The organism is Agromyces sp. Y575 (genome assembly GCF_059445445.1).
The window spans coordinates 767,419-792,943 of the sequence record NZ_JCAIUI010000003.1 but is presented as its reverse complement, the minus strand read 5'-3'; the positions used below and the strand labels follow the sequence as shown (position 1 = coordinate 792,943).

Annotated in this window: 22 protein-coding genes; 2 read left to right on the top strand and 20 right to left on the bottom strand. The window is 68.7% G+C overall.

Annotation, left to right across the window (positions count from 1 at the left end; translation table 11 throughout):
- Window positions 1-31: 31 nt before the first annotated feature.
- On the bottom strand, window positions 32-433 hold the full coding sequence (locus tag AC1C2U_RS15780; RefSeq protein ID WP_495362707.1) for a LysM peptidoglycan-binding domain-containing protein: 402 nt from the start codon (window positions 431-433) through the stop codon (window positions 32-34).
- A gap of 269 nt (window positions 434-702) precedes the next feature.
- Between AC1C2U_RS15780 and lexA the strand changes: the two genes are divergently transcribed.
- Complete coding sequence (lexA, locus tag AC1C2U_RS15775) at window positions 703-1,380, top strand: transcriptional repressor LexA (protein ID WP_495362759.1); 678 nt, start codon at window positions 703-705, stop codon at window positions 1,378-1,380.
- 47 nt (window positions 1,381-1,427) lie between these two features.
- Here the strand turns inward: lexA and AC1C2U_RS15770 are convergent, their stop codons facing one another.
- The 4 genes from AC1C2U_RS15770 to hflX form a co-directional block, all read right to left on the bottom strand.
- The gene (locus tag AC1C2U_RS15770; protein WP_495362706.1) at window positions 1,428-2,207 is read right to left on the bottom strand and encodes an alpha/beta fold hydrolase; all 780 of its coding nucleotides are present in this window, start codon (window positions 2,205-2,207) and stop codon (window positions 1,428-1,430) included.
- 139 nt (window positions 2,208-2,346) lie between these two features.
- Window positions 2,347-4,698 carry a 5-methyltetrahydropteroyltriglutamate--homocysteine S-methyltransferase gene (gene metE, locus AC1C2U_RS15765; protein WP_495362705.1) on the bottom strand — a complete coding sequence of 784 codons (2,352 nt, stop codon included), beginning with the start codon at window positions 4,696-4,698 and terminating at the stop codon, window positions 2,347-2,349.
- A complete protein-coding gene (locus AC1C2U_RS15760) occupies window positions 4,695-5,681 on the bottom strand; it encodes a methylenetetrahydrofolate reductase (RefSeq protein WP_495362704.1) in 987 nt (328 codons plus the stop codon). The genes metE and AC1C2U_RS15760 overlap by 4 nt, the downstream gene beginning before the upstream one ends.
- A gap of 324 nt (window positions 5,682-6,005) precedes the next feature.
- A complete protein-coding gene (gene hflX, locus AC1C2U_RS15755) occupies window positions 6,006-7,535 on the bottom strand; it encodes a GTPase HflX (RefSeq protein WP_495362703.1) in 1,530 nt (509 codons plus the stop codon).
- 42 nt (window positions 7,536-7,577) lie between these two features.
- Between hflX and AC1C2U_RS15750 the strand changes: the two genes are divergently transcribed.
- On the top strand, window positions 7,578-8,192 hold the full coding sequence (locus AC1C2U_RS15750; RefSeq protein ID WP_495362702.1) for a class I SAM-dependent methyltransferase: 615 nt from the start codon (window positions 7,578-7,580) through the stop codon (window positions 8,190-8,192).
- Between the two features lie 89 nt (window positions 8,193-8,281).
- Here AC1C2U_RS15750 and dapF read toward each other — a convergent pair whose 3' ends face one another.
- The 15 genes from dapF to dapA all read right to left on the bottom strand — a co-directional run bounded on the left by dapF (window position 8,282) and on the right by dapA (window position 25,407).
- Window positions 8,282-9,163 (bottom strand): diaminopimelate epimerase, encoded by an 882-nt coding sequence (gene dapF, locus AC1C2U_RS15745; protein WP_495362701.1) that lies wholly within the window; start codon window positions 9,161-9,163, stop codon window positions 8,282-8,284.
- Window positions 9,164-9,167: 4 nt separating this feature from the next.
- Complete coding sequence (miaA, locus tag AC1C2U_RS15740; protein ID WP_495362700.1) at window positions 9,168-10,088, bottom strand: tRNA (adenosine(37)-N6)-dimethylallyltransferase MiaA; 921 nt, start codon at window positions 10,086-10,088, stop codon at window positions 9,168-9,170.
- A 1-nt stretch (window position 10,089) separates the two neighbouring features.
- Window positions 10,090-11,700 (bottom strand): tRNA (N6-isopentenyl adenosine(37)-C2)-methylthiotransferase MiaB, encoded by a 1,611-nt coding sequence (gene miaB, locus AC1C2U_RS15735; RefSeq protein WP_495362699.1) that lies wholly within the window; start codon window positions 11,698-11,700, stop codon window positions 10,090-10,092.
- A 12-nt stretch (window positions 11,701-11,712) separates the two neighbouring features.
- The gene (locus AC1C2U_RS15730; protein WP_495362698.1) at window positions 11,713-12,513 is read right to left on the bottom strand and encodes a regulatory protein RecX; all 801 of its coding nucleotides are present in this window, start codon (window positions 12,511-12,513) and stop codon (window positions 11,713-11,715) included.
- Between the two features lie 50 nt (window positions 12,514-12,563).
- The gene (gene recA, locus AC1C2U_RS15725) at window positions 12,564-13,628 is read right to left on the bottom strand and encodes a recombinase RecA (RefSeq protein ID WP_495362697.1); all 1,065 of its coding nucleotides are present in this window, start codon (window positions 13,626-13,628) and stop codon (window positions 12,564-12,566) included.
- 293 nt (window positions 13,629-13,921) lie between these two features.
- Window positions 13,922-14,167, bottom strand: a complete 246-nt coding sequence (locus AC1C2U_RS15720) for a DUF3046 domain-containing protein (RefSeq protein WP_495362696.1) — start codon at window positions 14,165-14,167, stop codon at window positions 13,922-13,924.
- Window positions 14,168-14,234: 67 nt separating this feature from the next.
- Window positions 14,235-14,543: a helix-turn-helix domain-containing protein gene (locus AC1C2U_RS15715; RefSeq protein WP_344293510.1), complete on the bottom strand. Its 309-nt coding sequence runs from the start codon at window positions 14,541-14,543 to the stop codon at window positions 14,235-14,237.
- 145 nt (window positions 14,544-14,688) lie between these two features.
- Window positions 14,689-15,222: a CinA family protein gene (locus AC1C2U_RS15710; RefSeq protein WP_495362695.1), complete on the bottom strand. Its 534-nt coding sequence runs from the start codon at window positions 15,220-15,222 to the stop codon at window positions 14,689-14,691.
- A gap of 13 nt (window positions 15,223-15,235) precedes the next feature.
- Window positions 15,236-15,838, bottom strand: a complete 603-nt coding sequence (gene pgsA, locus AC1C2U_RS15705) for a CDP-diacylglycerol--glycerol-3-phosphate 3-phosphatidyltransferase (protein WP_495362694.1) — start codon at window positions 15,836-15,838, stop codon at window positions 15,236-15,238.
- Window positions 15,839-15,876: 38 nt separating this feature from the next.
- Window positions 15,877-18,810 (bottom strand): FtsK/SpoIIIE family DNA translocase, encoded by a 2,934-nt coding sequence (locus AC1C2U_RS15700; protein ID WP_495362693.1) that lies wholly within the window; start codon window positions 18,808-18,810, stop codon window positions 15,877-15,879.
- A gap of 290 nt (window positions 18,811-19,100) precedes the next feature.
- A complete protein-coding gene (locus AC1C2U_RS15695) occupies window positions 19,101-20,342 on the bottom strand; it encodes an ABC transporter permease (RefSeq protein ID WP_495362692.1) in 1,242 nt (413 codons plus the stop codon).
- Window positions 20,339-21,151 carry an ABC transporter ATP-binding protein gene (locus tag AC1C2U_RS15690; protein ID WP_495362691.1) on the bottom strand — a complete coding sequence of 271 codons (813 nt, stop codon included), beginning with the start codon at window positions 21,149-21,151 and terminating at the stop codon, window positions 20,339-20,341. Before AC1C2U_RS15690 ends, AC1C2U_RS15695 begins: the two co-directional genes overlap by 4 nt.
- Complete coding sequence (locus tag AC1C2U_RS15685) at window positions 21,148-22,266, bottom strand: efflux RND transporter periplasmic adaptor subunit (protein ID WP_495362690.1); 1,119 nt, start codon at window positions 22,264-22,266, stop codon at window positions 21,148-21,150. The genes AC1C2U_RS15690 and AC1C2U_RS15685 overlap by 4 nt, the downstream gene beginning before the upstream one ends.
- Before the next feature lie 402 nt (window positions 22,267-22,668).
- Window positions 22,669-24,345 (bottom strand): ribonuclease J, encoded by a 1,677-nt coding sequence (locus tag AC1C2U_RS15680; protein WP_495362689.1) that lies wholly within the window; start codon window positions 24,343-24,345, stop codon window positions 22,669-22,671.
- An 87-nt stretch (window positions 24,346-24,432) separates the two neighbouring features.
- Window positions 24,433-25,407 (bottom strand): 4-hydroxy-tetrahydrodipicolinate synthase, encoded by a 975-nt coding sequence (dapA, locus tag AC1C2U_RS15675; protein ID WP_495362688.1) that lies wholly within the window; start codon window positions 25,405-25,407, stop codon window positions 24,433-24,435.
- Between the last annotated feature and the right edge of the window lie 118 nt (window positions 25,408-25,525).

Here is a 25,525-nt window from a genome sequence, read left to right as displayed (position 1 = left end):
ACGGAAGCCCGAGGCTTCGCCTATTCGCGTGTCACGGGGCGGCGGGAAGTGCGAGGCGCTGACCGGGTTCGACCACCGCGTCATCGAGCCCGTTGAGTCGCATGATCTCAGCGATGATCTCTCGCACATCGGCCCCGGGGTCGATCGACTCGGCGATCTCCCAGAGCGAATCGCCTTGCCCGACCGTCGTGTACTCGAACGACGCAGCCTGGAACGAGACGCCCCTGGATTCGACGTCGGCCGCGGCGCCGCCCGCGCCGATCACCGCCACGAATGCCCACACCACGAGCGGAAGTGCGGCGAGCGACGTGAACACGATGCGACCCCGTCGCGTCAGCCGGAGCCTCGTGCGCGCGGAAGCCACCGACGCCGCCTCCTCTCGCGGAAGGGCCTTCGGGGGCTGGAAGCCGGTCGTAGCGATCGCTGCACTCATGTCACACCTCCTGTAGGAGTCGCATCCGACCCTCGGCCGGGAGGGCCGGATGCGAAACTCTGTTCCGAACATACATTCGAATGACGAACAACGCAAGGGCGGACGCGGGGAATTCCGACGGACGGATTCCGCGACACACTCGAACAAATGTTTGCCGCGCGCGCGTGAGGCGGATACAGTTTCGAATGTCTGGAAGGGAGTCGACCGGACATCACCGACATCCGGTCGCGAAGCGGCCGCTACGAGGGGCGAAGACGTTGAGCACCGACATCGACGACGTGCAGGCGGCCGGCAGGCCACGCCGCCGAAAGAGCTTGAGCGCCAAGCAGATCTCGATCCTCGAGATGATCCAGCGCTCGGTCTCCAGTCGCGGCTACCCGCCGAGCATGCGCGAGATCGGTGACGCCGTCGGCCTCTCCTCGCTCTCGAGCGTCACGCACCAGTTGAACCAGCTCGAGCTCGCCGGGTACCTTCGGCGCGACCCCAACCGCCCTCGTGCGCTCGAAGTGCTCATTCAATTGCCCGGTGTCACCGAGCGCGCTGTGACCTCCTCCGACCCGACCCCGGTCGGTGACGCGGCCATGGTGCCGCTGGTCGGCCGTATCGCCGCGGGCGTGCCGATCACGGCTGAACAGCAGATCGACGAGGTGTTCCCCCTCCCCCGCCAACTGGTCGGCAAAGGCGAGCTGTTCATGCTGAAGGTCGTGGGCGACTCCATGATCGACGCCGCGATCTGCGACGGCGACTGGGTCGTGGTGCGATCGCAGCGCACAGCAGAGAATGGTGAGATCGTCGCGGCGATGCTCGACGGCGAGGCGACCGTGAAGGTGTTCCGCCAGCGCGACGGTCACACCTGGCTGCTGCCGCGGAACAGCGCGTTCGAGCCCATCGTCGGCGACCATGCCGAAGTGCTCGGCAAGATCGTCGCGGTGCTCCGAGCAGTCTGACTGGGCAACCCCGCCAGTCCGTTCCGGAGCGGCGGGGAGGCACGGCTCTATGCTGCAGTCTGAACCGCGGGTCGAGCCGCGGCGAGAGCGCTCCCGACCGCGGCAGGCGTCAACGCGTTGAACCAGTCGAACACTGCATCCATGAACCCCGCGTGATCGTCACGGAACACCGTGTGGCCCGTGCCGCTCAGGGTCGCGACGGTCATGCCCTGTCCGCGCAGCTGCCGGGCGATCTTCGCCGTGATCAGCAGGCTCTTCTCCGCCAGGAGCACCAGAGTGGGGGCGACGAGGCGCACGGGCGGCACCAGCGGTCGCGTATCGGTGAAACCGAGGATGGTGCGCTTGTCCCAGTCTCGAAGCGTCGCGAGCTCGATCTCGACGTCGACCGCACTCCACTTCGGATTCATGCGCACCAGGGCCGACCGGCGCGGCCTCGGTGCTATCGCGAAGAATGCCTTGAACGCCCACCCCTTCACGCCCTTCGGGAAGGAGAAGGCCGGGTCGATGTAGATCGCCGCGCGAGGCGCGAGCCGATCGGCGACCAGGCTCGCCACCAGTCCGCCGAGCGAGTGACCCATGACGAGATCGGGCGGGCCGTCGAGCATCGGCGTGAGCGTCTCGACGACGTCGCTCGCCCACGCGGCGGGCGAGTAGTGCACAGCGCGCGGGCTGCGTCCATGACCCGTCAGGTCGACCGCGAGCACCCGGAACCCCTGCGCCTCGAGTTCGGCAGTCACTCGGTGCCACGCACGGGAATCGGACATGATGCCGTGGATGAGGACCGCGGTTCGCGAACCCCCGCCGGATTCGTGGACCGCGAGTTGCATGAGACCAAGCTACGCGCTGCGGCTGTGCGTCGCCTCGGCACCAGCCGAGCGTCGGCCGTACGCCGGCCGGGCCCCATCCGCACGCTGACCGAACGGATGCCGAACGGATGCCGCGAGCCGCGGCATCCGCTCGCCCGTGCTACCCGGTGGGTATCGAGGCGGCGCGACCGGCCCGCACCGCACGGGTCGCCTCGACGATGTGCCGCAGCGATGCGACGGTCTCGTCGTAGCCGCGCGTCTTCAGGCCGCAGTCGGGGTTGACCCAGAGCCGGGTCGCGGGGATCGCGGCGGCTGCGCGCTCGAGGAGCGCCTGCACCTCGTCGACGCTCGGCACGCGCGGCGAGTGGATGTCGTAGACGCCCGGGCCGATGCCGTGATCGAATCCGCTCGTCTCGATGTCGTCGACGACCTCCATGCGGCTGCGGGCCGCTTCGATCGAGGTGACGTCGGCGTCGAGGTTCTTGATCGCATCGATCACGACGCCGAATTCCGAATAGCAGAGGTGCGTGTGCACTTGCGTCGCGGAGTCCGCACCGCCGGTCGCGAGGCGGAAGGCACCGACCGACCAGTCGAGGTAGGCGGGCTGGTCGGCACGCTTCAGCGGCAGCAGCTCTCGGAGTGCGGGTTCGTCGACCTGAATGACCCGGATGCCGGCCGCTTCGAGATCGGAGATCTCGTCGCGCAGGGCGAGTGCAACCTGTCGCGCCGTGGCGCCGAGCGGCTGGTCATCACGCACGAACGACCAGGCGAGGATCGTGACAGGGCCGGTCAACATGCCCTTCATGGGCTGCTCGGTCAGCGACTGGGCGAACGCGGACCAATCGACCGTCATCGGCGCTGGCCGCGAGACGTCGCCCCAGAGGATCGAAGGACGCGTGCAGCGCGAGCCGTACGACTGCACCCAGCCGTGCTTGGTGACCGCGAACCCGTCGAGGAGTTCGGCGAAGTACTGCACCATGTCGTTGCGCTCGGGTTCGCCGTGCACGAGTACGTCGAGTCCGAGGTCTTCCTGCAACCGCACGACGCGTTCGATCTCCTCGCGCATGAGCGAGGTGTACTCCTCGCCCGTGAGCGTGCCGCCCACGAAGCGAGCGCGGGCACGACGGATCTCGCCGGTCTGCGGGAACGACCCGATCGTCGTCGTCGGCAACTCGGGCAAGCCGAGCGACGCCTGCGCCGCAACACGCTCGTCGTAGCTCGCGCGGGCGAAGTCGCCCTTCGTGAGCGAGGCGAGGCGGTCGCGCACGACCGGCACGCGCACACCCGGCGCACCGCCACGATCGGCGAGGGCAGCGGATGCCGCGGCGAGCTCGCCCTCGATCGAGGCGCGCCCGTTCGCAAGTCCGCGACCGAGCGCGGCGACCTGGCCCACCTTCTGGTTGGCGAACGAGAGCCAGCCGACGAGTCGGGCATCGAGCGCATCCTCGTCTTCAACGTCGTGCGGCACGTGCAGCAACGAGGTGGAGGTGGACACTGCGACCGACGCGGCGAGGTGCTGAACTGCTTCGAGCTGCTCGAAGGCGGCAACCAGGTCGCCGCGCCAGATGTTGTGTCCGTCGATGACGCCCGCGACCACGGTCTTCGCGGCGAGCGACTCGGCCGTCGCGGGGTCGAGCGACTCGGGCAGGGCACCGCGCACGAGGTCGAGGCCGATCGCCTCAACCGGGGTGGCGGCGAGGGCGGGCAACGCGTCGTCGAGCGAGCCGTATGGCGCGGCGACGAAGATCGCCGGGCGGCGCTCGAGGGAGCCCAGCGCGTCGTAGGTCGCGGCGACGGAATCGAGTACCCGGTCGCGCGCGACGTCGATGCTCTCGCTCACGAGGGCGGGCTCGTCGAGTTGCACCCATTCGGCTCCCGCTTCGGCGAGCTCTTCGAGCAGCGCTGCGTAGACGGGCACGAGGTCGGCGAGCCGGTCGATCGGCTGGAAGCTCTCTGTCGCCCCGGCGGCCGGCTTCGCGAGCAGCAGGAACGTGACGGGGCCGACGATCACGGGCCTGGTCACGAAGCCCGCGGCCTTCGCCTCAGCGAATTCGGAGAGGATCCGCTCGGCGTGCAGCGAGAATGCGGTGTCGGGGGCGATCTCGGGCACGAGGTAGTGATAGTTCGAGTCGAACCACTTGGTCATCTCGAGCGGGGCGTCGTCGCCGGCACCGCGGGCGATCGTGAAGTACCCAGCGAGGTCGACACCCCCGTGCTCATCGGCGAGCCCAGCGAAACGCAGCGGCACCGCACCGACGGCGACGGCCGCGTCGAGCACCTGGTCGTAGAACGAGAAGGTCTCGGGAATCCCGGAATCCGTGCGGCCGAGGCCGATAGAGGCGAGGCGTTCACGTGTCACGGCCCGGAGTTCGGCGGCCGACTGCTCGAGCTCGTCAGCGGAGATGGAGCCGGCCCAGAACGCCTCGACTGCTCGCTTCAGCTCGCGCCGACGCCCGATGCGCGGGTAGCCCAGGATCGTCGCGACCGGGAAGGCGGGTGCGGAGATGGTCATCGTGCGGTGTTCCTTTCGTCCGCGAGCCGGTCGGCGCGCAGCCCGAGTCGTTCGACGACGTCGAGCACGGCCTCATGGCGGTTGAAGGTGTAGAGGTGCAGGCCCGGGACGCCGCCCGCGATGACGTCGGCGGAGAGCCGGGTGGCGAATGCGATGCCGAGCTCGGCCTGCGCCGCGGCATCCGGTTCGATCTCGAGGTTGATCGCCAGCTCTGCCGGCGGCTCGACGGCGGTCAACTCGGTCAGGCGTGCCAGGCGAGCGGGCGTCGTGACGGGCATGATGCCCGGCAGGATGGGGATCGTCACGCCGCCGACGCGCGCACGCTCGACGAAGCCGAGATAGTCGTCGGCACGCCAGAACAACTGCGTGATCGCGAGATTCGCCCCGGCGATCTCCTTGGCGAGCAGCGTGTCGACGTCTTGCCCGACGCCGCGCGAACGCGGGTGTCCGTTGGGGAACGCCGCAACCGCGACACGCTCGGGGCGAGGCCGTTCCTTGATGCGAGATGCGCCCGGGGTTCCCGGTACGTCGACCTGGCCGAACGGCTCCCGTTCCTCCTGCACTCGGTGGATGAGCTGCACGAGCTCCGCGGCGCTGCCGAGGTCGCCGATGCCGGCATCGGGGTCGGCGTCGGTCGGCGGGTCGCCGCGCAGAGCCAGGAAGCTCGTGATGCCGGCGTCGAGGAACTCGCGCACGAGCCTGTTCGCCTCAGCGTGGGAGGAGCCCACGCACGTGAGGTGGGCCATCGCTTCGACATGCGTGTGCTCGAGCATGTATCGCAGCACCGTGAGGGAACGCGCGCGGGAGCTGCCTCCGGCACCGAACGTCACCGAGACGAATGCGGGATCGACCTCGGCGAGCCGATCGATGGTGCGGCCGAGGGCCAGCGCCGCGGCATCGGTGCGCGGCGGGTAGAGCTCGAAGGAGATCGGCAGGCCGGGCCGACAGTCGTCGCCCGATGCGTCGGATGCGGTCGATGCCATGGTGCTCCTGCTGGCGAGCGGCAACGGGGCGAACACGGCAGGCCGCGCTCCCCCGGCCGGAACGGCGGGTGGTTCTCGCGGGCGGGTGCCGGGCTCGGCGGTCGCTCCATGTGATCGGCTTCGGGCCGATCACAGATCGATCAAGAGCGACGATACGCCCATCCGCCGCCTGCGGACGTCTGTGACGCGAGGTGACACGAGGTCGCGGCATCCGTCGAGCTTTCGAACCACGGATGCCTCGGCGGTCGCGCCGGGTCAAATGCCGCGCTGGTCAGGCGCGCGCAGGTGCCCCGGTACTCGGTGACTGGTCGAGCGGCAGGTCGTTCACGCCCGAACGGATGCCGCCGCGAACTGCTCGAGCTGGCCAGCGAGTTCGGGCGAGGCAAGCGCACGGACACGCGTGCCGTCTTCGACATACTCGATCGACAGCACGCGCCCGGTCTCGTGGAGGGTCGAGACGACATCGCCCCGGTCGTATGGCACGAGCAGGTCGATCTCGACGGCAGGGTCGGGCAGCATGCGTGCGATCGCCTCGAGCACCTCGGGGATGCCCTCGCCCGTGCGGGCCGAGGCGAAGATCGCGCCCGGTTCGAGCCCGCGCAGCACGAGGCGGTCTTCAGGCGTCACGAGGTCGGCCTTGTTGAAGACGATGAGCTCGGGGATGTCGCGTGCCCCGACTTCACCGATGACGTCGCGCACCGTGGCGATCTGCCCGGCCGGGTCGGGGTGCGCTGCGTCGACGACGTGCACGATGAGATCGGAGTCGGCGACCTCCTCGAGGGTCGACCGGAATGCCTCCACGAGCTGGTGCGGCAGGTTGCGCACGAAGCCGACGGTGTCGGCGATCGTGTAGATGCGCCCGTCGGCCGTGGTGTTGCGACGCACGGTTGCGTCGAGGGTCGCGAACAGGGCGTTCTCGACGAGCACCCCGGCTCCGGTGATGCGGTTCAGGATGCTCGACTTGCCGGCATTCGTGTAGCCCGCGATCGCAACCGACGGCACCGCGTTGCGCTTACGGTTGGCGCGCTTGGCTTCACGCGCGGGCTTCATGCCGACGATCTGCTTGCGCAGCTTCGCCATGCGGGAGTGGATGCGACGCCGGTCGAGCTCGATCTTCGTCTCACCTGGGCCACGGGAACCCATGCCCGCGCCGGTGCCGCCGACCTGGCCACCGGCCTGTCGGGACATCGACTCACCCCATCCGCGGAGCCTGGGAAGCAGGTACTCGAGTTGGGCGAGTTCGACCTGCGCCCTGCCCTCACGGCTCTTCGCATGCTGGCTGAAGATATCGAGGATCACGGCGGTGCGGTCGATGACTTTGACCTTGACCGCGTCTTCGAGCGCACGACGCTGACTGGGCGCGAGTTCCGTGTCGGCGACGACCGTGTCGGCGCCGAGGGAGGAGACGATGTGCCGCAGCTCTTCGACCTTGCCACGGCCGAGGTAGGTGCTCGGGTCGGGATGCGGTCGGCGCTGCAGCACTCCGTCGAGCACTCGGGCGCCTGCCGTCTCAGCGAGCGCGGCCAACTCCCGCATGGAGTTCTCGGCCTCGTCTTGCGAGCCCTGCGAGTACACGCCGATGAGCACGACGTTCTCGAGGCGCAGCTGTCGGTACTCGACCTCGGTGACGTCTTCGAGCTCGGTGGAGAGCCCGCCCACCCGACGGAGGCCCGCTCGCGCCTCGCGGTCGTACTGCTCGCCGTCGGTGTCGGAACCGGCGCCGGAGGCCGCGTCAGGCGCCCTGAGCGCCGCTGCGGCATCGGATCCGAAGCGGGTCACGCCTGCCTTGGTCTCGGCGCCGCGGAGTACCCGCTCGACGGCATCGTCTGCGGAGTTCGGTTCGGCGTCATTCATCGTGTTAACCCTAGTTCCCGTCGCTGCGATAGGTTCCCCTGTATGGCCTCCGACCACTATTTCTCCTCTCGTCCGGGCGGCGAGGCCACTCTCCGCACCATCACCGTCACCCTCGCGGGTCGCGAGCTCTCGCTCTCCACCGCGGGCGGCGTCTTCAGCCCCGAACATCTCGACACCGGCACCCGCATCCTGCTCGACCGCGCCGCGGCACCTCCGGCAACGGGCGACCTGCTCGATCTCGGCTGCGGCTGGGGCGCGATCGCGATCTCACTTGCGCTGCGATCTCCGGATGCCACGGTGTGGGCCGTCGATGTGAACGAGCGTGCCCTCGACCTCGTACGTCGTAACACTGCTCGTCTCGGCATCACCAATGTCAACGCGGTATTGCCGGGGGATGTTCCCGCCGATGTTCGATTCGCCGGCATCTGGTCGAATCCGCCGATCCGGGTCGGCAAAGCCGAATTGCACGCGATCCTCATGCAGTGGCTGCCCCGCCTCCAAGACGACGCGAGTGCGTGGCTCGTCGTGGCCAAGCATCTCGGCGCCGAGTCGCTGCAGCGCTGGATCGATGACGAGCTCCCACTCGACGTCGTTCGTGCAGCTCACGACAAGGGGTTCCGCGTGCTCGAGGTGCGCCACGCGGCATCCGCTCGCTGAGCCCGTCTGCCCGCTGAGCCCGTCTGCCCGCTGAGCCCGTCGAAGCGGACTGGCCCCGTTCCCTTCGACAAGCTCAGGGATTGCTCGGGTCAGGCGAGGCTGAGCACTCCGTCGAAGACGAGCTCGGCCGGCCCCGATAGCGCGACGTGCTCGCCGTCGTCGGCCTTGAACATGCGAACGCCCAGCACGCCGCCGGGTACCTGAACCCGCCACGTGTCGGGCGCGGACTCGCCCGCCCAGTGCCGCACCGCGAGCGCGGATGCCACCGCACCCGTGCCGCACGAGAGGGTCTCACCCGAACCACGCTCGTGCACCCGCATGCGGATGCGACCGACTCCGTCTTCGACGAGCGGCTCGGCGGGCACGACGAACTCGATGTTGGCACCGGCCTCGGGCTCGGGCTCGAGCACCGGCTGGTATGCGAGATCGAGCCCCTCGAGCTCATCGTCATCGGCCAGGGCGACCACGATGTGCGGATTGCCGACGTCGATGCCGAGTCCGGGCCGGGCGACCGGGAGGCTCTTGGCGCGCACGAGCGGCTCCCCGCCGGCGAGACGCCAGCGACCGAGGTCCGCCTCGAAGCCCGACGCGGTGCGGCGAACGGTGCGCACTCCGGCGCGCGTGCCGATCGCGATCGCGGCGTCGGGGCCGAGGTCGGCGAGCCCCTGATCGAGCAGGTAGCTCGTGAACACCCGAATTCCGTTGCCGCACATCTCGGAGACGGTACCGTCGGCGTTCCAGTAGTCCATGAACCACACTGCCTGCGGGTTCTCGGCGAGAGCCGCCGCGCCGTCGTCGAGATTCGCCGAGCGAACGGCGCGGATGACGCCGTCACCGCCCACCCCGAAGTGGCGGTCGCAGACCGCGGCGATCTGGGTGGGCGTGAGTTCGGTCTCGCCCTCGGGATCGCTGAAGAGCACGAAGTCGTTGCCGGTGCCCTGCCCCTTGGTGAACCGCAGATCAAACGCCATCGGATCAGTCTATGGCCGCCTGGCGGGCGAGTTCCGTGGCCCGGGCGAGCGGGTCGTCTGCATCGATCGTGGCGGCGTCTCGATACCGCTTGAACCAGCTCACCTGGCGCCGTGCGTAGGTGCGCGTGAGCTGTTGCGTCTCGGCGATCGCATCGGCGCTCGACATGCGCCCCGTGATCTCACCGAGTGCTTGGGCGTACCCGATGGCTTTGCGAGCGGTGACTCCGCGCTCGATTCCCTGCGGGATGAGTCCGCGCACTTCCTCGACCAGACCTCCCCGCCACATCTGCTCGACGCGCGCATCCAGCCGCTCCACAAGTGGTGCTCGCTCGCTTCGGAGGTGCACCACGTGATGCGCACGCCACGGCACGGGTTGGTCGGGCAATCGCGCCGCCTTCGGTTCCCCGGTGACCTCGATGACCTCGAGCGCGCGCACGAGGCGGCGGCCGTTCTGCGCGTCGACACTCGCGGCGGTCGCGGCATCGATCGCACGGAGCCGCGCGTGCAGGAGCCCCGGGCCCTGCTCGGCGAGTTCGGCTTCGAGGCGGGCGCGCACCGCAGCATCCGTGCCGGGAAAGCGGAAGTCGTGGATGACCGACGAGACGTAGAGTCCGGATCCACCGACCAGCAATGCGACGCCGCCGCGTGAGAGCACGTCGTCGATCGCGGCACGGGCCGCCGACTGGTATTCGGCGACGGATGCCTCGGCGACGACGTCGAGCACGTCGAGCAGGTGGTGCGGCACCCCGCGTCGCTCATCGAGCGGGAGCTTCGCCGTGCCGATGTCCATTCCGCGGTAGAGCTGCATCGCATCGGCGTTCACGACCTCCGCAGTGCGGCCGTCTCGTGCGAACGCCTCGGCGAGATCGAGCGCGAACGCGGACTTGCCTGTGCCCGTCGCGCCGACGATCGCGATGAGGGTCACGTCAGCGTTGGCCGTCGGCGGGATCGTAGATCGGCATCGTGCCCACTCCGGGCGAGATGAGCGGCTCGCCGCCCCGTGCGCGCAGCGTCGGCAGGCCGAGCGAGACGCGACCGGCGACGGATGCCCCTGGCGCCGCCGGGACGCCGCAGCTCTCAGCTTGGGCGCGATCCCATGCGTCTCCGGCCTGGGTGCGACGAATGCGCAATGGCGCATCGTCGACTGAATCGGCGAGCAGGTGGAACGGTGCGGCCTGCGTGATCGTGACGGAGACGACGTCGCCCGGGCGCGGCACCTCGGAGCCCTCGGGCACCTCGAAGTGCACGAGTCGACTGTCTTCGGCGCGACCGCTCAGCCGATGGGTCGCGTCGTCCTTCTTTCCGTCGGCGTTCGAGACGAGCACTTCGACGGAGTGGCCGACGAGTCGTTGGTTCTCTTCCCAGGAGATGCGATCTTGCAGGGCGGCGAGTCGTTCGTATCGCTCCTGCACGACCGCCTTCGGTACCTGGTCCTCCATCGTGGCGGCGGGGGTGCCGGGCCGAATGGAGTACTGGAAGGTGAACGCCGAGGCGAACCGTGCTGCTTCGACGACGCGAAGGGTCTCTTGGAAGTCCTCTTCGGTCTCGCCCGGGAAGCCCACGATGATGTCGGTGGAGATCGCGGCGTTGGGAATCTTCGCGCGCACGCGATCGAGGATGCCGAGGAACTTCGAGGAACGGTAGGAGCGGCGCATCGCCTTGAGGATTCGGTCGGAACCCGACTGGAGCGGCATGTGCAGCTGCGGCATGACGCTCGGCGTCTCGGCCATCGCATCGATGACGTCATCGGTGAAGGCAGCGGGGTGCGGGCTCGTGAATCGGATGCGCTCGAGTCCGTCGATCTGGCCGGCTGCTCTGAGCAACTTGCCGAACGCCTGCCGGTCGCCGAACTCGATCCCGTAGGAGTTCACGTTCTGGCCGAGGAGTGTGATCTCGACGACGCCGTCGTCGACGAGCGCCTGGATCTCGGCGAGGATGTCGCCCGGCCGTCGGTCTTTCTCTTTTCCGCGCAGCGCAGGCACGATGCAGAAGGTGCAGGTGTTGTTGCAGCCGACCGAGATCGACACCCAACCGCTGGAGCTCGAGTCGCGCTTGCTCGGCAGCGTCGACGGGAAGACCTCGAGCGAGTCGAGGATCTCGAGTTGCGCTTCGTCATTGTGGCGGGCGCGCTCGAGCAGGCTCGGCAGGGAACCCATGTTGTGCGTGCCGAACACGACATCGACCCAAGGCGCCTTCTCGAGGATGACGTTCTTGTCTTTCTGCGCGAGACAGCCGCCGACCGCGATCTGCATGCCCGCGTGCCGTCGCTTCACCGACGCGAGGTGGCCGAGGTTGCCGTACAGCTTGTTGTCGGCGTTCTCTCGCACCGCACAGGTGTTGATCACGACGATGTCGGCTTCGGCTCCATCGGCGGGAACATAACCTGCAGCCTCGAGCGAGCCCGAGAGTCGCTCCGAATCGTGAACGTTCATCTGGCACCCGAAGGTGCGGACTTCGTAGGTACGCGGCGACGCTGCCGCTTCAGCGACCTGGTCGCGGGGTGTCTCATGAAGGGAGACGTCGTGAATGGTGCTCATGATCGCACCAGTTTACGAGCCATCCGCCGCGAGCGCCGCCGTCACCGCCTCGCGCACGATGTGGCCGGGGTACCCGCGGCGCTGGAGGAACGCCGACAGGCGCCGTTCGGCAGTCTGCCGGTCGAGGCCCCTGAGCTGACGCGCTCTGCGCTCCGCGACCGCGCGCGCGTTCTCGAGCTCGGTCTCGGGGTCGAGGTCTTCGACGGCTTCACGAGCGAGCGAAGCGTCGACACCTCGGCGCCCGAGCTCTTGCAGGATCGCTCCGCTGCCTCGGCCTCGGCGCACGCCATGGCTGTGCACCACCTGCTCGGCGAGTCGGGTGTCGTCGAGGTAGCCGAGTCGCTCGTAGCGCTCGATCCACTCCTCGACCTCGACGTCATCGAGCCCATGTTCGCGGAGCACAGCTCGCACTTCGGAAACCGAGAGCGCCGAGCGGCGCAGCCGCGAGACGACGAGCCGATCGATGCGCGCATCTCGCTCGGCGCCGCTCTCGTCGGGAGCCGACTCTTCGGCCTCTGTCGCACGCCGACGAGCGCCACGGGCGCCACGGGCGCTGGGAGGTGCGGGTTCCGTCGCCGGCGCGAGCGCCACAGGCTCTCTCGTCGGCGCAGGAGACGCAGGCTCGCTCATCGGTGCAGGAGCCGCAGACTCCGTCATCGGTGCAAGCACCACAGGCTCTCTCATCGGTGCAGGAGCCGCAGCCTCCTTCGTCGGCGTGCGCCGACGAGCACCATCGGTGGGAGGCGCCGCAGGCTCTTTCGCCCACGGCAGGTAGGTGACCGGGGCGAGCCGCTCAGATGATGCATCGTTCATTTCAGTGCCCACCCCGGTCATCTCCGCTCGTCGTCGCGGTACCCAATTGGTCAGGCGCCCTTGCGCCCGAGCTTCGGCTCGATGGACTCGACGTTCGACGGAACCGCCGCAACGGCCGGCTGGCCGACGTTGAGCTTGACGAGGATCTTCTGCTCGATGTCGGCGGCGATGTCAGGGTTCTGCAACAGGAAGTTGCGGGCGTTCTCTTTGCCCTGGCCCAGCTGATCGCCGTCGTAGGTGTACCACGCACCCGACTTCTTCACGATCGCCTGATCGACGCCGAAGTCGATGAGGCTGCCCTCGCGCGAGATGCCGGTGCCGTACAGGATGTCGAACTCCGCCTGCTTGAACGGCGGCGCCATCTTGTTCTTCACGACCTTGACCCGAGTGCGGTTACCCACCGCCTCCGTGCCGTCTTTCATCGTCTCGATACGACGGATGTCGAGTCGCACCGAGGCGTAGAACTTCAGCGCCTTGCCACCGGCGGTGGTCTCGGGGCTCCCGAAGAAGACGCCGATCTTCTCGCGCAACTGGTTGATGAAGATCATCGTCGTGTTGGTCTGGCTGAGACCGCCCGTGAGCTTGCGGAGCGCCTGCGACATGAGGCGCGCCTGGAGACCCACGTGCGAGTCGCCCATCTCGCCCTCGATCTCGGCGCGAGGCACGAGCGCCGCGACAGAGTCGATGACGATGAGGTCGATGGAGCCGGAGCGCACGAGCATGTCGGCGATCTCGAGTGCCTGCTCGCCCGTGTCGGGCTGGGAGACGAGGAGTGCATCGATGTCGACGCCGAGCTTCTTGGCGTATTCGGGATCGAGCGCGTGCTCCGCGTCGATGAACGCAGCGATGCCGCCGGCCTTCTGCGCGTTGGCGATGGCGTGCAACGTGAGCGTGGTCTTGCCCGAGGACTCGGGGCCGTAGATCTCGACGATGCGGCCGCGCGGGATGCCCCCGATGCCGAGCGCGATGTCGAGCGCGATCGAGCCGGTCGGGATGACCTCGACGGGGGCGCGATCTTCACTGCCGAGGCGCATGACCGAGCCCTTGCCGAATTGGCGGTCGATCTGTGCGAGCGCGGTCTCGAGTGCTTTCTCGCGGTCTGCTGGTGATGCCATGGGTGGGGCTCCTTCTTGCTCGATTGCTGCTGCCTGTAGGCTGTCGTTCCACGTTGCGGGCCCAGACCGGCTGGTGCTGGCCCGCGGCGTCTCGCGACAAGGCGGTTGCGGTGTGTTCCGACGCATCGACCGTATGATCAGCCACCGACATCCGACGCCGGTTCGACGAGGATGTGGACGGATGCGCTGTTGCTCCTGCTGTTGAGGAGCCTAACGCAGTCTCCGAACGCATGTTCGAAGAATCGCCCGCGTGTCGAACGCTTCTTCGGGCGTGATGTTGCAGCCGTACAGCGCTACGACTGCCGAGGCGGGTGAGATTCCCCGGGGACCGGCCTGCCGGCTCCGTGCCGGCGCGACTCGGGGACATCCGTCGCCTCGCAGAGCGCCAGCCAGACCTCCCGAGGCCGAATGCCCGCAGCGAGTGCCTCACGTGCCGTGCGGTCGCCGAGCGACGCGAGCACGAGGTCGCCGACCACCACGCTGCCGTAGCCCGCGCCGAACTCGGCGTCGACCGCGGTGTGGAACTCGCTCAGCTTCACGGGTGCCTCCCGGACAGGCGATCGGCCGGTCCGAGGACCGGCCGATCGGCGTTTCGCAAGTGGGTGGTCAGCGGACCATCATGTCGGCGTCGAACTCGGCGACGAGCTCGTCGGGCAGGCTGTCGGGCACTACCGAGAGGCCTTCGATCACGGCGATACGGTCACCGACCTCGTGCATGATCACCGAGATGGGCGTGTCGAGTGCGTCGGCGACCGACGCGAGAATCTCTGACGAGGCCTCTTTCTGGCCGCGTTCAACCTCGCTCAGGTAGCCGAGCGCGACGCTCGCCTTGGAAGCGACCTGACGAAGGGTGCGACCCTTCTGCAGGCGGAAGTCCCTCAGCACATCGCCGATCTCCTGTCGAACCAGGACCATCGGGAACCTCCTTCTCTCTGCCTGCGACTCCGCTGGAGCCGGAAACCGGAGCGTCAGTCTACCCGACTCTCCGTGCTTCCAATCTAGCGTTGCACACTGGGGCTTTCGTGTGAACCTTCCACGTGTAACAGGGTGTTCACGAAGACTATTCCGCGTGCCGCCGGTCGAGTTCCGAGAGACGGCCTTTTGCGAGCCGATCGAGCGCTGCGTCGAGCACCGCGACCACCGTCGCCGCGCGGATCTCGGCGCGACTGCCGTGCAACTCGAGGGCGATGGACTCGATCTGGTCGCCGAACGCGACGCCGAGGAAGACCGTGCCCGGCGGCTTGCCGTCTTGATCGGTGGGCCCCGCGACCCCGGTGGTCGCGATGCCGAGCTCGGCGGCACGGCCGTCGACCGCGAGGGTCGTGCGCACGCGATCGGCCATCTGCCGGGCGACCTCGGGGTGCACGGCGCCCTCGCTCGCGAGCAGCTCGGCCGAGACGCCCAGCACCGACCGCTTCACGGCGGTGTCGTACGCGACCACGCCGCCATTCACCACGACGGATGCCCCGGGGATGCTCGTGAGTTCGGCGACGACGAGACCGCCCGTCAGCGACTCGGCGACGGCGATTCGCAGGCCGCGATCGGTGAGCTCGGTGATCAGCCGGGCTGCCGGGTCGACGGTCGCGCGAGGCATCCGCTCGCCCGTCTCAGCTCGCGTCGCGCGACGCGCGTGCGAGGCGCACGGCATCGCGCACGTACAGGAGCCCGGACCACAGCGTCAGTACCACGGCCGCTGTCATGAGCACGCCGTTGACCCAGTTGATCCACTCGCCGAAGATGAGCCACAGCGGCACGAGCGCGAAGGAGATCGCGACGGACTGCACGACCGTCTTGAGCTTGCCGCCGGACGACGCAGGCACGACATTGCCGCGGCGCAGCTCGACGAGACGCCAGACGGTGATGCCGACCTCTCGCACCACGATGATCGCGGTCACCCACCACGGCAGCTCGCCGAGGATCGAGAGGCAGACGAGAGCGCCGCTCGTGAGGAGCTTGTCGGCGATGGGATCGAGGATCTTGCCGAGGTCGGTGACGAGCCCGCGTGAACGTGCGATGTGCCCGTCGATGCCGTCGGTGGCGATCGCCAGGATGAAGAGCACCGCCGCCGCCCAGCGCAGCCAGCCGTCTTCTCCTGCGTCGGCGAGCAGCATCCAGAAGAACACGGGGGCCGCCAGGATGCGCACGACGGTGATCGCGTTCGGAAGGTTCCAGTTCGCCGATCGCGCGGGGCTTCCGGCGGAGGAGGTCATGAGGCCAGACTACCGGGCGCGCCGTGCGCGGGCCGAGCTCAGTCGCGCCCGGTGAGGCCCCAAGCGTCTTCGTCGACGTCTCCGTCGACCTCTGCGCGACCTTCGCTCATGCGGGCGACGGGATCGTCATACCGGGCGTCGGGCGCGTCGTAGGCCTCGGTCGGGGCGATGCCGTCGCCGAGCGGACCAGTCTGCGCCGCTGGAGCCTGAGCCTGGGCCTGAGCCGCGATTGCGGCCGGTGCCGCGGCGCGCGGAGCCGGCGCACCGGCTGGTTCTTCGCCTCGGAGCCGCGCGAGCACGTCGGCCAGTTGCTCGACGGTCACCAGCACGTCGCGCGCCTTCGACCCCTCGGAGGGGCCGACGATCTCGCGCGACTCCAGCAGGTCCATGAGGCGGCCGGCCTTCGCGAAGCCCACGCGCAACTTGCGCTGCAGCATCGAGGTCGAACCGAACTGCGTCGACACCACGAGCTCGGCCGCCGCGAGCAGCAGCTCGAGGTCGTCGCCGATGTCGGAGTCGATCTGTTTACGCTCGACGGATGCCGCGACATCCTGCCGGTACTCCGGCCGCGCCTGCCGTGTGACGTGCTTGACGACCTTCTCGATCTCGGCCTCGGTGACCCAGGCGCCCTGCACGCGGATCGACTTCGAGGCACCCATCGGCAGGAACAGCGCGTCGCCCTGACCGATGAGCTTGTCTGCGCCCGGCTGGTCGAGGATGACGCGGGAGTCGGTCACGCTCGTGACCGCGAACGCGAGGCGCGACGGCACGTTCGCCTTGATGAGACCCGTCACGACGTCCACAGACGGTCGCTGGGTCGCGAGCACGAGGTGAATTCCCGAAGCGCGCGCGAGCTGGGTGATTCGCACGATCGATTCCTCGACGTCTCGGGGCGCGACCATCATGAGGTCGGCGAGCTCGTCGACCACAACGAGCAGGTAGGGGTAGGGCTTGAGCTTCCGCTCGGAACCGGCGGGCAACACGATCTCTTCGTTGACGACGGCCTTGTTGAAGTCGTCGATGTGACGGAAGCCGAACGACGCGAGGTCGTCGTAGCGCATGTCCATCTCTTTCACGACCCACGACAGCGCCTCTGCAGCCTTCTTCGGATTCGTGATGATGGGCGTGATCAGGTGAGGCACGCCCGCGTACGGTGCGAGCTCGACGCGCTTCGGGTCGATCAGCACCATGCGTACATCTGAGGGCTTCGCGCGCATGAGCAGCGACGTGATCATCGAGTTGACGAAGCTCGACTTGCCCGAGCCCGTTGAGCCGGCGACGAGCAGGTGCGGCATCTTGGCGAGGTTCGCGACGACGTAGCCGCCGCCGACGTCTTTGCCGACACCGATCGTCATGGGGTGCTTCGCATTGACGGCCGCGCCGGAGCGCAGTACATCGCCGAGGGTGACGGTCTCGCGGTCTGCGTTCGGGATCTCGACGCCGATCGCACTCTTGCCTGGGATCGGCGAGAGGATGCGCACCTCGTTCGAGGCGACCGAGTAGGCGAGGTTCTTCGAGAGCGCGGTGACCCGCTCGACCTTGACGCCCGGGCCGAGCTCGATCTCGTACTGCGTGACGGTCGGCCCGCGCGAGAAGCCGGTGACCTTCGCATCGACGCCGAACTGGTCGAGCACCGCGGTGATCTGGCGCACGACGTCGTCGTTGGCCTGAGAGCGCGACTTCGGGGGCGGACCGGCAGCCAGGCTCGAGGATGCGGGCAGGTGGTACGGGCGATCCGGCTCGGCAGCCGCTTCCGGCTCGAATTGCGAGGGCTCCGCGCCTGCCGCCGCGGGAGCGACGGCGTCGCCCGCATCGACCTCGTCGAAGACCGCGAGCACGTTCGTCGCCCCTGCGTCGTCACCGCGAAGGCCGGTGCCGCCGCGCGGCACGTCGCCCGTGAAGCCCTGCAGGGCCGACTCGGCACGCTCGAGGTCGCCGAGTACTTCGGTGTCGTAGCTGCTCGGAGCGGCCACGCCCTCGAGCGGCGTCTCGAAGCTGCCGGCGGCGGAACCAGCGCCGAAGACCTCGGTGAGGCCTTCCACGCCTGGCGCTTCGAACGACGGGTCCTCTTCGCGATTCGAATCGTTGCGACGCCACCACGGTACGAGGCCGCCGCGACCCGGCTCTTCGCCGTCTGCGTCGAGCGCGTCGATGCCCGACAGTTCGGTCTGCACGGCCTTCTTGCGATCACGACGCGACGGCTTCGGGCCGACTTCGGTCACCGGTTCGTCGTGAGTCGCCCCGAAGAGCCACTCGTAGAGCTCGCGGAACCGCGCCGGAATACGATTCGGCGGCGTCTTCGTGATGATCAGCAGCGCCAGCAGGAGGAGCACGATGACGACGGCCGTGGCCCCGGCCTGCGTGATGAGCGCTGTGAGCGGAGCCGCAACCATCCAGCCGAGGATGCCGCCGGCGCGGGCGAGCACGGCCATGCCCTCACGGGGCTCGGGCAGGCCGCCGAAGAGGTGGCAGAGCGCGGAGACCGTGAGGAGCAGCAGGCCGAGGCCGATGCCGATACGGGTGTTGTCATGCACGGAGCTCGGGTGCCGGAAAAGCCACACGGCGAAGAGCAGCATGACGACGGGCAGAGCGAACGCGACGCGGCCGAACAAGCCGCCGAACGTCCACGAATCGAGCACCTGCGCGATGGGGTCGTTGATGAAGAACCACTCGACGACCGCACCGGCGATTGCGAGCACGACGATGAAGAACGGCAGACCGTCGCGCCGCTCCTCTTTCGAGAGCGTCTCGGGTCCGAGTGCGCGGGCGGCGCCGCCGGTCAGGTGAGCGAGTCCCATCCACGCGCGCACGACCACGTTCGGTCTCTCGGGCGTCTGGGGCGCCTTCTTCGACGCGGCGGCACGAGTGCTCGCCGCGGGCAGCTTCTTCGTGGGCGCCGTGCGCGAACTCGAAGCACGCGAAGACGTGCCCGAGGCACGGCCGTTCGACCTGGTGCTCGTAGCCATGCCCATAAGGCTACGGCCGCGCGCCCCCGCCGGGTGTCAGCCGGACGCGAGTGTTCGCGATCCGCGACGCGCATCCTGTGCCTGGGAAGGCGCTGCCAACCGGCGATGTACCCCGGTAGACCGGATCGGCGAGCACGGTCGTCCTCGGGTGGGTGCCTCCCGTTACGGCCGTGTTTCGCAGCCTCAACCCGGAGCCCTCGATTCCATCGACACCTTCGGAGCCCTCCGAGCCCTCAGAACCCGCAGAACCCGCAGAACCCTCAGAACCCGCAGAACCCTCAGAACCCTCCGCACCCTCAGAACCGGATCGCGTCGATGACCTTCACCCGCACCGCGCCGAGCGCCGGCAGGAGACCCGCGAGCGCGCCGACCGCGACCGCTGCACCGATGCCGATGAGTGCCGCCTCGATCGGGAATCCGGGCAGATCCTCCACCTCGGCACCACCGAGCACCATGCCCATGAGCGGGCTGCGCACGAGCGCGATGGCCACGCCGACGCCGACGACGCCCGCGACGAAGGTGCCGACCACGGTCTCCATGAGCACGGAGAAGAACACCCTCCCAGCGGTCGCACCGAAGGAGCGCCGCACGCCGATCTCTCTGATGCGGCCGCGTACGGTCACGAGCGCGATCGTCAGCAGGCCGAGCGCACCCAGCAACAGGATCACGACCGCCACCCCGGTGACGAGGAGCTTGATCGCCAGGAACGGGTCGCCCTCTTGCGCGGCGTAGTCGCTGCGCCATCCGTCGACCGTCGCGCCTTCGCCCAACTCGGAGGTGAAGGCTCGCTTCATCGACTCGGTGAGCTCGTCGGCCGAGCCGTCGGGAACCCACATCTCGTACGCCGGCATGTACTCGCCCATCATCGGATCGGGCGTCGCGGACTGCAGCGGGAGGAAGGCGTCGGTCAGGATGAACCCGTTCGGCTCCGTGTCCCACTCGTTCATAGCGGGGGTGACGCCGATGATCACGCCCGTGGTCTGGCCCTTCCCGATCAGTTCGACCGTCGGATGGGTGGCCAGCGACGGGCTCCCGAGCCGTTTCCAGAAGGCCTCGTTCACGATGACCGCCGGCGCGAGGCGATCGGCATCGCGCTCGGAGAACCAGGCGCCCTCCATCAGGCGCACGCGGTGCATGATGCCGTAGTCGGGATCGACGACCTGCATCTGCACCGGCACGGCGCCGTCGACGAACTGCACAGTGAGACCGCCCCAACCCGAGCGGCTCGCATAGTCGACCTCGTGCCGGTCGAGCGCGATCTGCCACGCGACGGCCGCCGCCTCGGTGTCGACAGCGCCGCCCGCCGAGCTGATGTTCAGGGACATGGTCGCGGGTCGACCGCCATAGCGCTCCTGCATCTCACGGCCCGCCTGCTCGGCGATCGCCGCCGCGGCGACCACGGTCGAGAGCGCGCACACGGCGACGGCGACGCCGATGAGCGAGAGCAGCACGCGGCCACGGTGGATGCGCAGTTCTTCGAGAGCCTCGACGACCGTGCTCACCACGCCCGTTGCCGTGCGCGCCAGCCAGCCGGTCATGCGACCGCCTCGGCTTCGACAGCGCCGTGATCGGCGCCGTGATCGGCGACGGGATTCGGGCGATCGGATGCCGCGACCACGGGGTGCGCCCCGCGCACCTCCCGCGCGAGGGATGCCTCAGCCGAGGCATCCGTCGTCTCAAGTCGCCCGCTGACGAGTCGGAAGTGCCGGTTGGCACGCGCGGCGATCGCGGGGTCATGCGTGATCGTCACCAGGGCTGCACCGGTCTCGGCAGCAACGGATTCGATGAGCGCCATCACCTCGGCGCCGGTCTCGAGGTCGAGGGCACCGGTCGGCTCATCGGCGAGGATCAGCCGCGGTCGGCGCACGAGCGCGCGGGCGATGGCCACTCGCTGCTGCTCGCCGCCCGACAGCCGCTCGGGCTTCGTCGACAACCGCTCCCCCAGTCCGACGCGCTCGAGCATGTCGCGGGCGATGCGTTCGCGATGCCAGAACTCGCGCCCGCCCGAATACAGCAGCGGCGTCTGCACATTCTCGAGAGCCGTGCGACCCGGCAGCAGATTGAACTGCTGGAACACGAAGCCGATCTCGCGCCCGCGCAACCGATCGCGCACGCCGCTGCCGATGCGCCGCACGTCGTGCCCGAGGAACGCGAGCTCGCCGTCGGTCGGCGTGTCGAGGAGGCCGAGGAGGTTCAGAAAGGTCGACTTGCCCGACCCCGAGCGACCGACGATCGAGACTCGGTCTCCTTCGGAGACAGTCAAGTCGACGCCGGAGAGGATAGTGAGCGGATGCCCGTCGGCGAGCTCCACCGTTCGGCCGACGCCGCGTGCTTCGACGAGCGTCATTTCGTGACGGTTCCGCACGTCATCATGCCGTCGGGCGTCTGCACGCAGCCCTCGCCGCCGCTCTCGCCTGGCGCACCGGGCACGAACTGCAGCACCTCATCGCCCTCGGCGACGCCTTCGACGACCTCGACCTGGCTGCCGTCGCTCAGGCCGAGGCGCACGGGCTGCTCGATGCGCTCGCCATCGGACGTCACGAGCCACACCACTCCGGTCTCGGCGCCGCCCTCGACCGCGGTGATCGGCACGACGAGCACGTCATCGGCGCTGCCTGCTGAGATCTTGACCTGGGCGGAGAGGCCGGGGAAGACACGCACGTCGCCCGGCACGGCGCAGCGCACGGCCGTGCCGCCGGATGCCTCGCCGCCGGTACCTGCACCAGCGCCACCGGACGCACCCGCGCCCGAGCCGGCCGGGCTGCTGCCGGCGCCCGACAGCGGCGTCGAGATCACGAGACCGCCGCACGTGAAGGGCGCCGGACCGCCCGCGATGGTCACGGCCGCCTCTGTCGGCGCACTCGTGAGCCGATACTGCTGTTCGGGACTCAGCGTCGCCGTCACGTTGAAGCTCGGCGGGGCGACTTGGCCCGCGACATCCCCCGTGGCGACCGGTTGGCCCGCGATGACGTCGAGGGAGGAGAGCACGCCCGCCGTCGGCGCCAGCACCTTCTCGAAGTGGAAGCTCGCACGCGGCACCGTGACCGTCGGCAGGCCGTCGGGGCCCGTCGACTCGACCGGTTCGATCGGATCCTCGACCTTGATGTCGAAGATCTCCTGTCCCGCGGCGACCTGCTGCCCCGCCGTCACGAAGACCTCGTCGACCATGCCGGTGCCCGTCGCCTTGACGGGCGCCGAGGCATCCGCGTTCACGGTGCCGGTGAGCACGACGTCGTTCGCGATGGAACCGCGTGCCACGACGGCCTGCGGCTCCGACACCGTGCCCGTGGGCGAGATCGCCTCAGCGTCGGCCTCGGCCCGATCGGGGAAGAATGCGAGCTTCGCGAGTGCAATCGCGATCACCGCCACCAGCACGACTCGAACGGTCGGGAAGATCCACTTGCGCCAGATGCCCACGGCACTCCTTCGTCGGGTGGCCCAGCCGTAGGGGCCGCCGGGCATCTCCACCACCCTAGGGAGTCGGACCGCACCGCGGAATCCCTCTCAGGGAGGAATCGGGGTCATCCCCGATGCTCAGGCCGCCGCTATCGACGACCGATGCGACGAGAGCCGAACCGAGCGGATGCCGCGGGCCGGGCCGACGCCGCCGCCGCCGCGACCGTGCGCCTCGGCCCACGAGCATCAGCGCCGCCGCCGGAAGCAGGAGCGCGCCGGGGCAGTCGTGATCGCGGCCACGAGCAGGCCGACTGCGCTGAGCGTCAGCGACGGCGTCAGCGACGGCGTCAGCGACGGCGTCAGGAGGACTCGGGGCGGGGCGACGCGGTCGCCGACGCGCCCGTCATCGGCGGCCGTCGTCGAGGCTCGCCCCGGCGACCGCCCCGATGACGAGCGTGCCTCGCAGGGCTACGCCTCGATGACGAGCGGCACGAGCATGGGCCGACGGCGAAGGCGACGGTTCACCCAGCCGCCGAGCACGCGGCGCAGGATCTGCGAGAGCGCGTGCGAGTCACGAACACCGCTCTGCGCCGCCTCGGCGAGCGCCTCGATGATCTTCGGCTTGACGTCGTCGAACACCGAAGCGTCTTCGGCGAAACCGCGCGCGTGGATCTCGGGCCCGGTGATGACCCGGCCGGTCGACGCATCGACCACGACGATGACCGAGATGAAGCCCTCCTCGGCGAGGATGCGACGGTCTTTCAGGTCGGCGTCGGTGATTTCGCCGACCGTCGAGCCGTCGACGTAGACGAAGCCGAGGTCGAGCTGACCGACGACCCGCAGTACCCCGTCGCGCAGGTCGTAGACCGAGCCGTTCTCGCCGATGAAGGTGTTCTTCGCGGGGATGCCCGTGTCTTGAGCGAGCTTCGCGTTGGCGAAGAGGTGGCGGTACTCGCCGTGGATCGGCAGCACGTTCTTCGGCTTCAGGATGTTGTAGCAGTAGAGCAGTTCGCCGGCCGCGGCGTGGCCCGAGACGTGCACCTTCGCGTTCGCCTTGTGCACGACGTTCGCACCGAGCTTCGTGAGCCCGTCGATGACGCGGTACACCGCGTTCTCGTTGCCCGGGATCAGGCTGGAAGCCAGGATGACCGTGTCGCCCTCGCCGATCTCGATCTGATGGTCGCGATTCGCCATGCGCGAGAGCACGGCCATCGGCTCGCCCTGCGACCCGGTCGACATGAAGACGATCTGATCGTCGGGGATGTTGCCGGCCTTCTTGTAGTCGATGAGCACGCCCTCGGGCACCTTCAGGTAGCCGAGCTCAGCGGCGATCGTCATGTTGCGCACCATGCTGCGGCCGAGGAAGGCCACGCGACGGTGATTGGCCCACGCGGCGTCGAGCACCTGCTGCACACGGTGCACGTGGCTCGAGAAGCTCGCGACGATGACGCGGCGAGGGGCACGATTGATGACCTCGTCGAGCACGGGGCCGATCGAGCGTTCGAGCGGCGTGAAGCCCGGGACATCCGCGTTCGTGGAATCGACCATGAAGACGTCGACGCCCTCTTCACCGAGCCGCGCGAACTCGCGCAGGTCGGTGAGCCGACCGTCGAGGGGCAGCTGGTCCATTTTGAAGTCGCCGGTGGCGAGCACCGTGCCGCCGTCGGTCTTGATCGCGACGGCGAGCGCGTCGGGGATCGAGTGGTTCACGGCGATGAACTCGAGCCGGAACGGGCCGATCTGCTCGTGGTCGCCCTCTTTCACCGTCAGTGTGTACGGCTTGATGCGGTGCTCCTTGAGCTTCGCCTCGATGAGCGCGAGCGTGAGCGTCGACCCGATCAGCGGGATGTCCCCCCGGAGCCTCAGCAGGTACGGTACAGCGCCGATGTGGTCTTCGTGACCGTGCGTCAGCACGACGCCCACGATGTCGTCGACGCGATCCTTGAGGAAGCCGAAGTCGGGCAGGATCAGGTCGACGCCCGGCTGGTGCTCTTCAGGGAACAGCACGCCGCAGTCGACGATGAGGATCTTGCCGTCGATCTCGTAGCTGGTCATGTTGCGGCCGACCTCCCCAAGGCCGCCGATGGGGATGATGCGGAGCGTTCCTGCCTCGAGCGGGGCAGGATCGATGACGACGTCGGGCATGAGCCCTCCTTCTGTTGCGGTGTTCAGTTCGGTGCGACCATTCAGGGCCGCGGATGTCTCATTGCGCGAGCGAGCTCGTGCGTGCGACTAGCGCGTGGTGCCCGCCACCTTCGGCAACGCACCGCCGGCGGCAGCGTTGCGGTCGGGGCGGAAGTTGTGGAAGTCGGCGCCGGGAATGCCCTGCACGTGGGCGATCTCGTCTTCGATGAGGGCGGCCTCCCACTCTTCGGGACCGACGAGCGGCAACCGCACACGCGGGCTGCCGATGCGGCCGAGACCGTGCAGGATGTACTTCGCGGCGACGGTGCCCGGCACGTGCGTCATAACGGCGCGCACGAGCGGTTCGAGCTGCTGGTGCGCAGCTGTCGCCAGAGCCAGGTCGCCGGCGTTCACGGCGTCGATCATCTGCCGATAGGGCGCCGGTGCGACGTTCGCCGTGATGCCGATGAGCCCGGTCGCGCCGATCGAGAGATGCGGCAGCACGTTGGCGTCGTCACCCGAGAAGTACATGAGGTCGGTCTGGTTCAGCACCCGGCTCACCTCGGAGAAGTCGCCCTTGGCGTCTTTCACGGCGAGGATGTTCGGGTGCTTGGCGAGCCGCAGGATCGTCTCGTACATGATGGGTACGCCGGTGCGAGCCGGGATGTCGTAGAGGATGACCGGCAGGTCGGTGGCATCGGCAACGAGACGGAAGTGGGTGAGGATGCCCGCCTGCGTCGGCTTGTTGTAGTACGGCGTGACGATCATGATGCCGTCGGCGCCGGCCTGCTCGCTGTGCTTGTAGAGCTCGATGGCGTGCGCGGTCTCGTTCGAGCCGCCGCCCGTGATGATCTTCGCGCGCCCCGCGGCGACATCTTTGCCGACTTCGACGAGGCGGATCTTCTCGGGGTCGGTGAGCGTGGAGGTCTCGCCCGTGGTTCCCGTGACGACGATGCCGTCGGCTCCCGCCGAGATGACGTCGTCGATGTGCTTCTCGACCCCGGGCCAATCGACCTCGCCGTCTGCCGTCATCGGCGTGACGAGCGCGACGAGCACTTGTCCGAAGGGATTCTCAGAAGTCACGCCCTCCAGCGTATCGGGTCAGCTCTGTGGCGCGGGTCACTGCCCTCCGCCCGCGCCCTCCGCCCCCGCCCTCCGCCGCCTGCCGTCCGCCCTCCGCGTGCACGGGTTGCACGAAGGA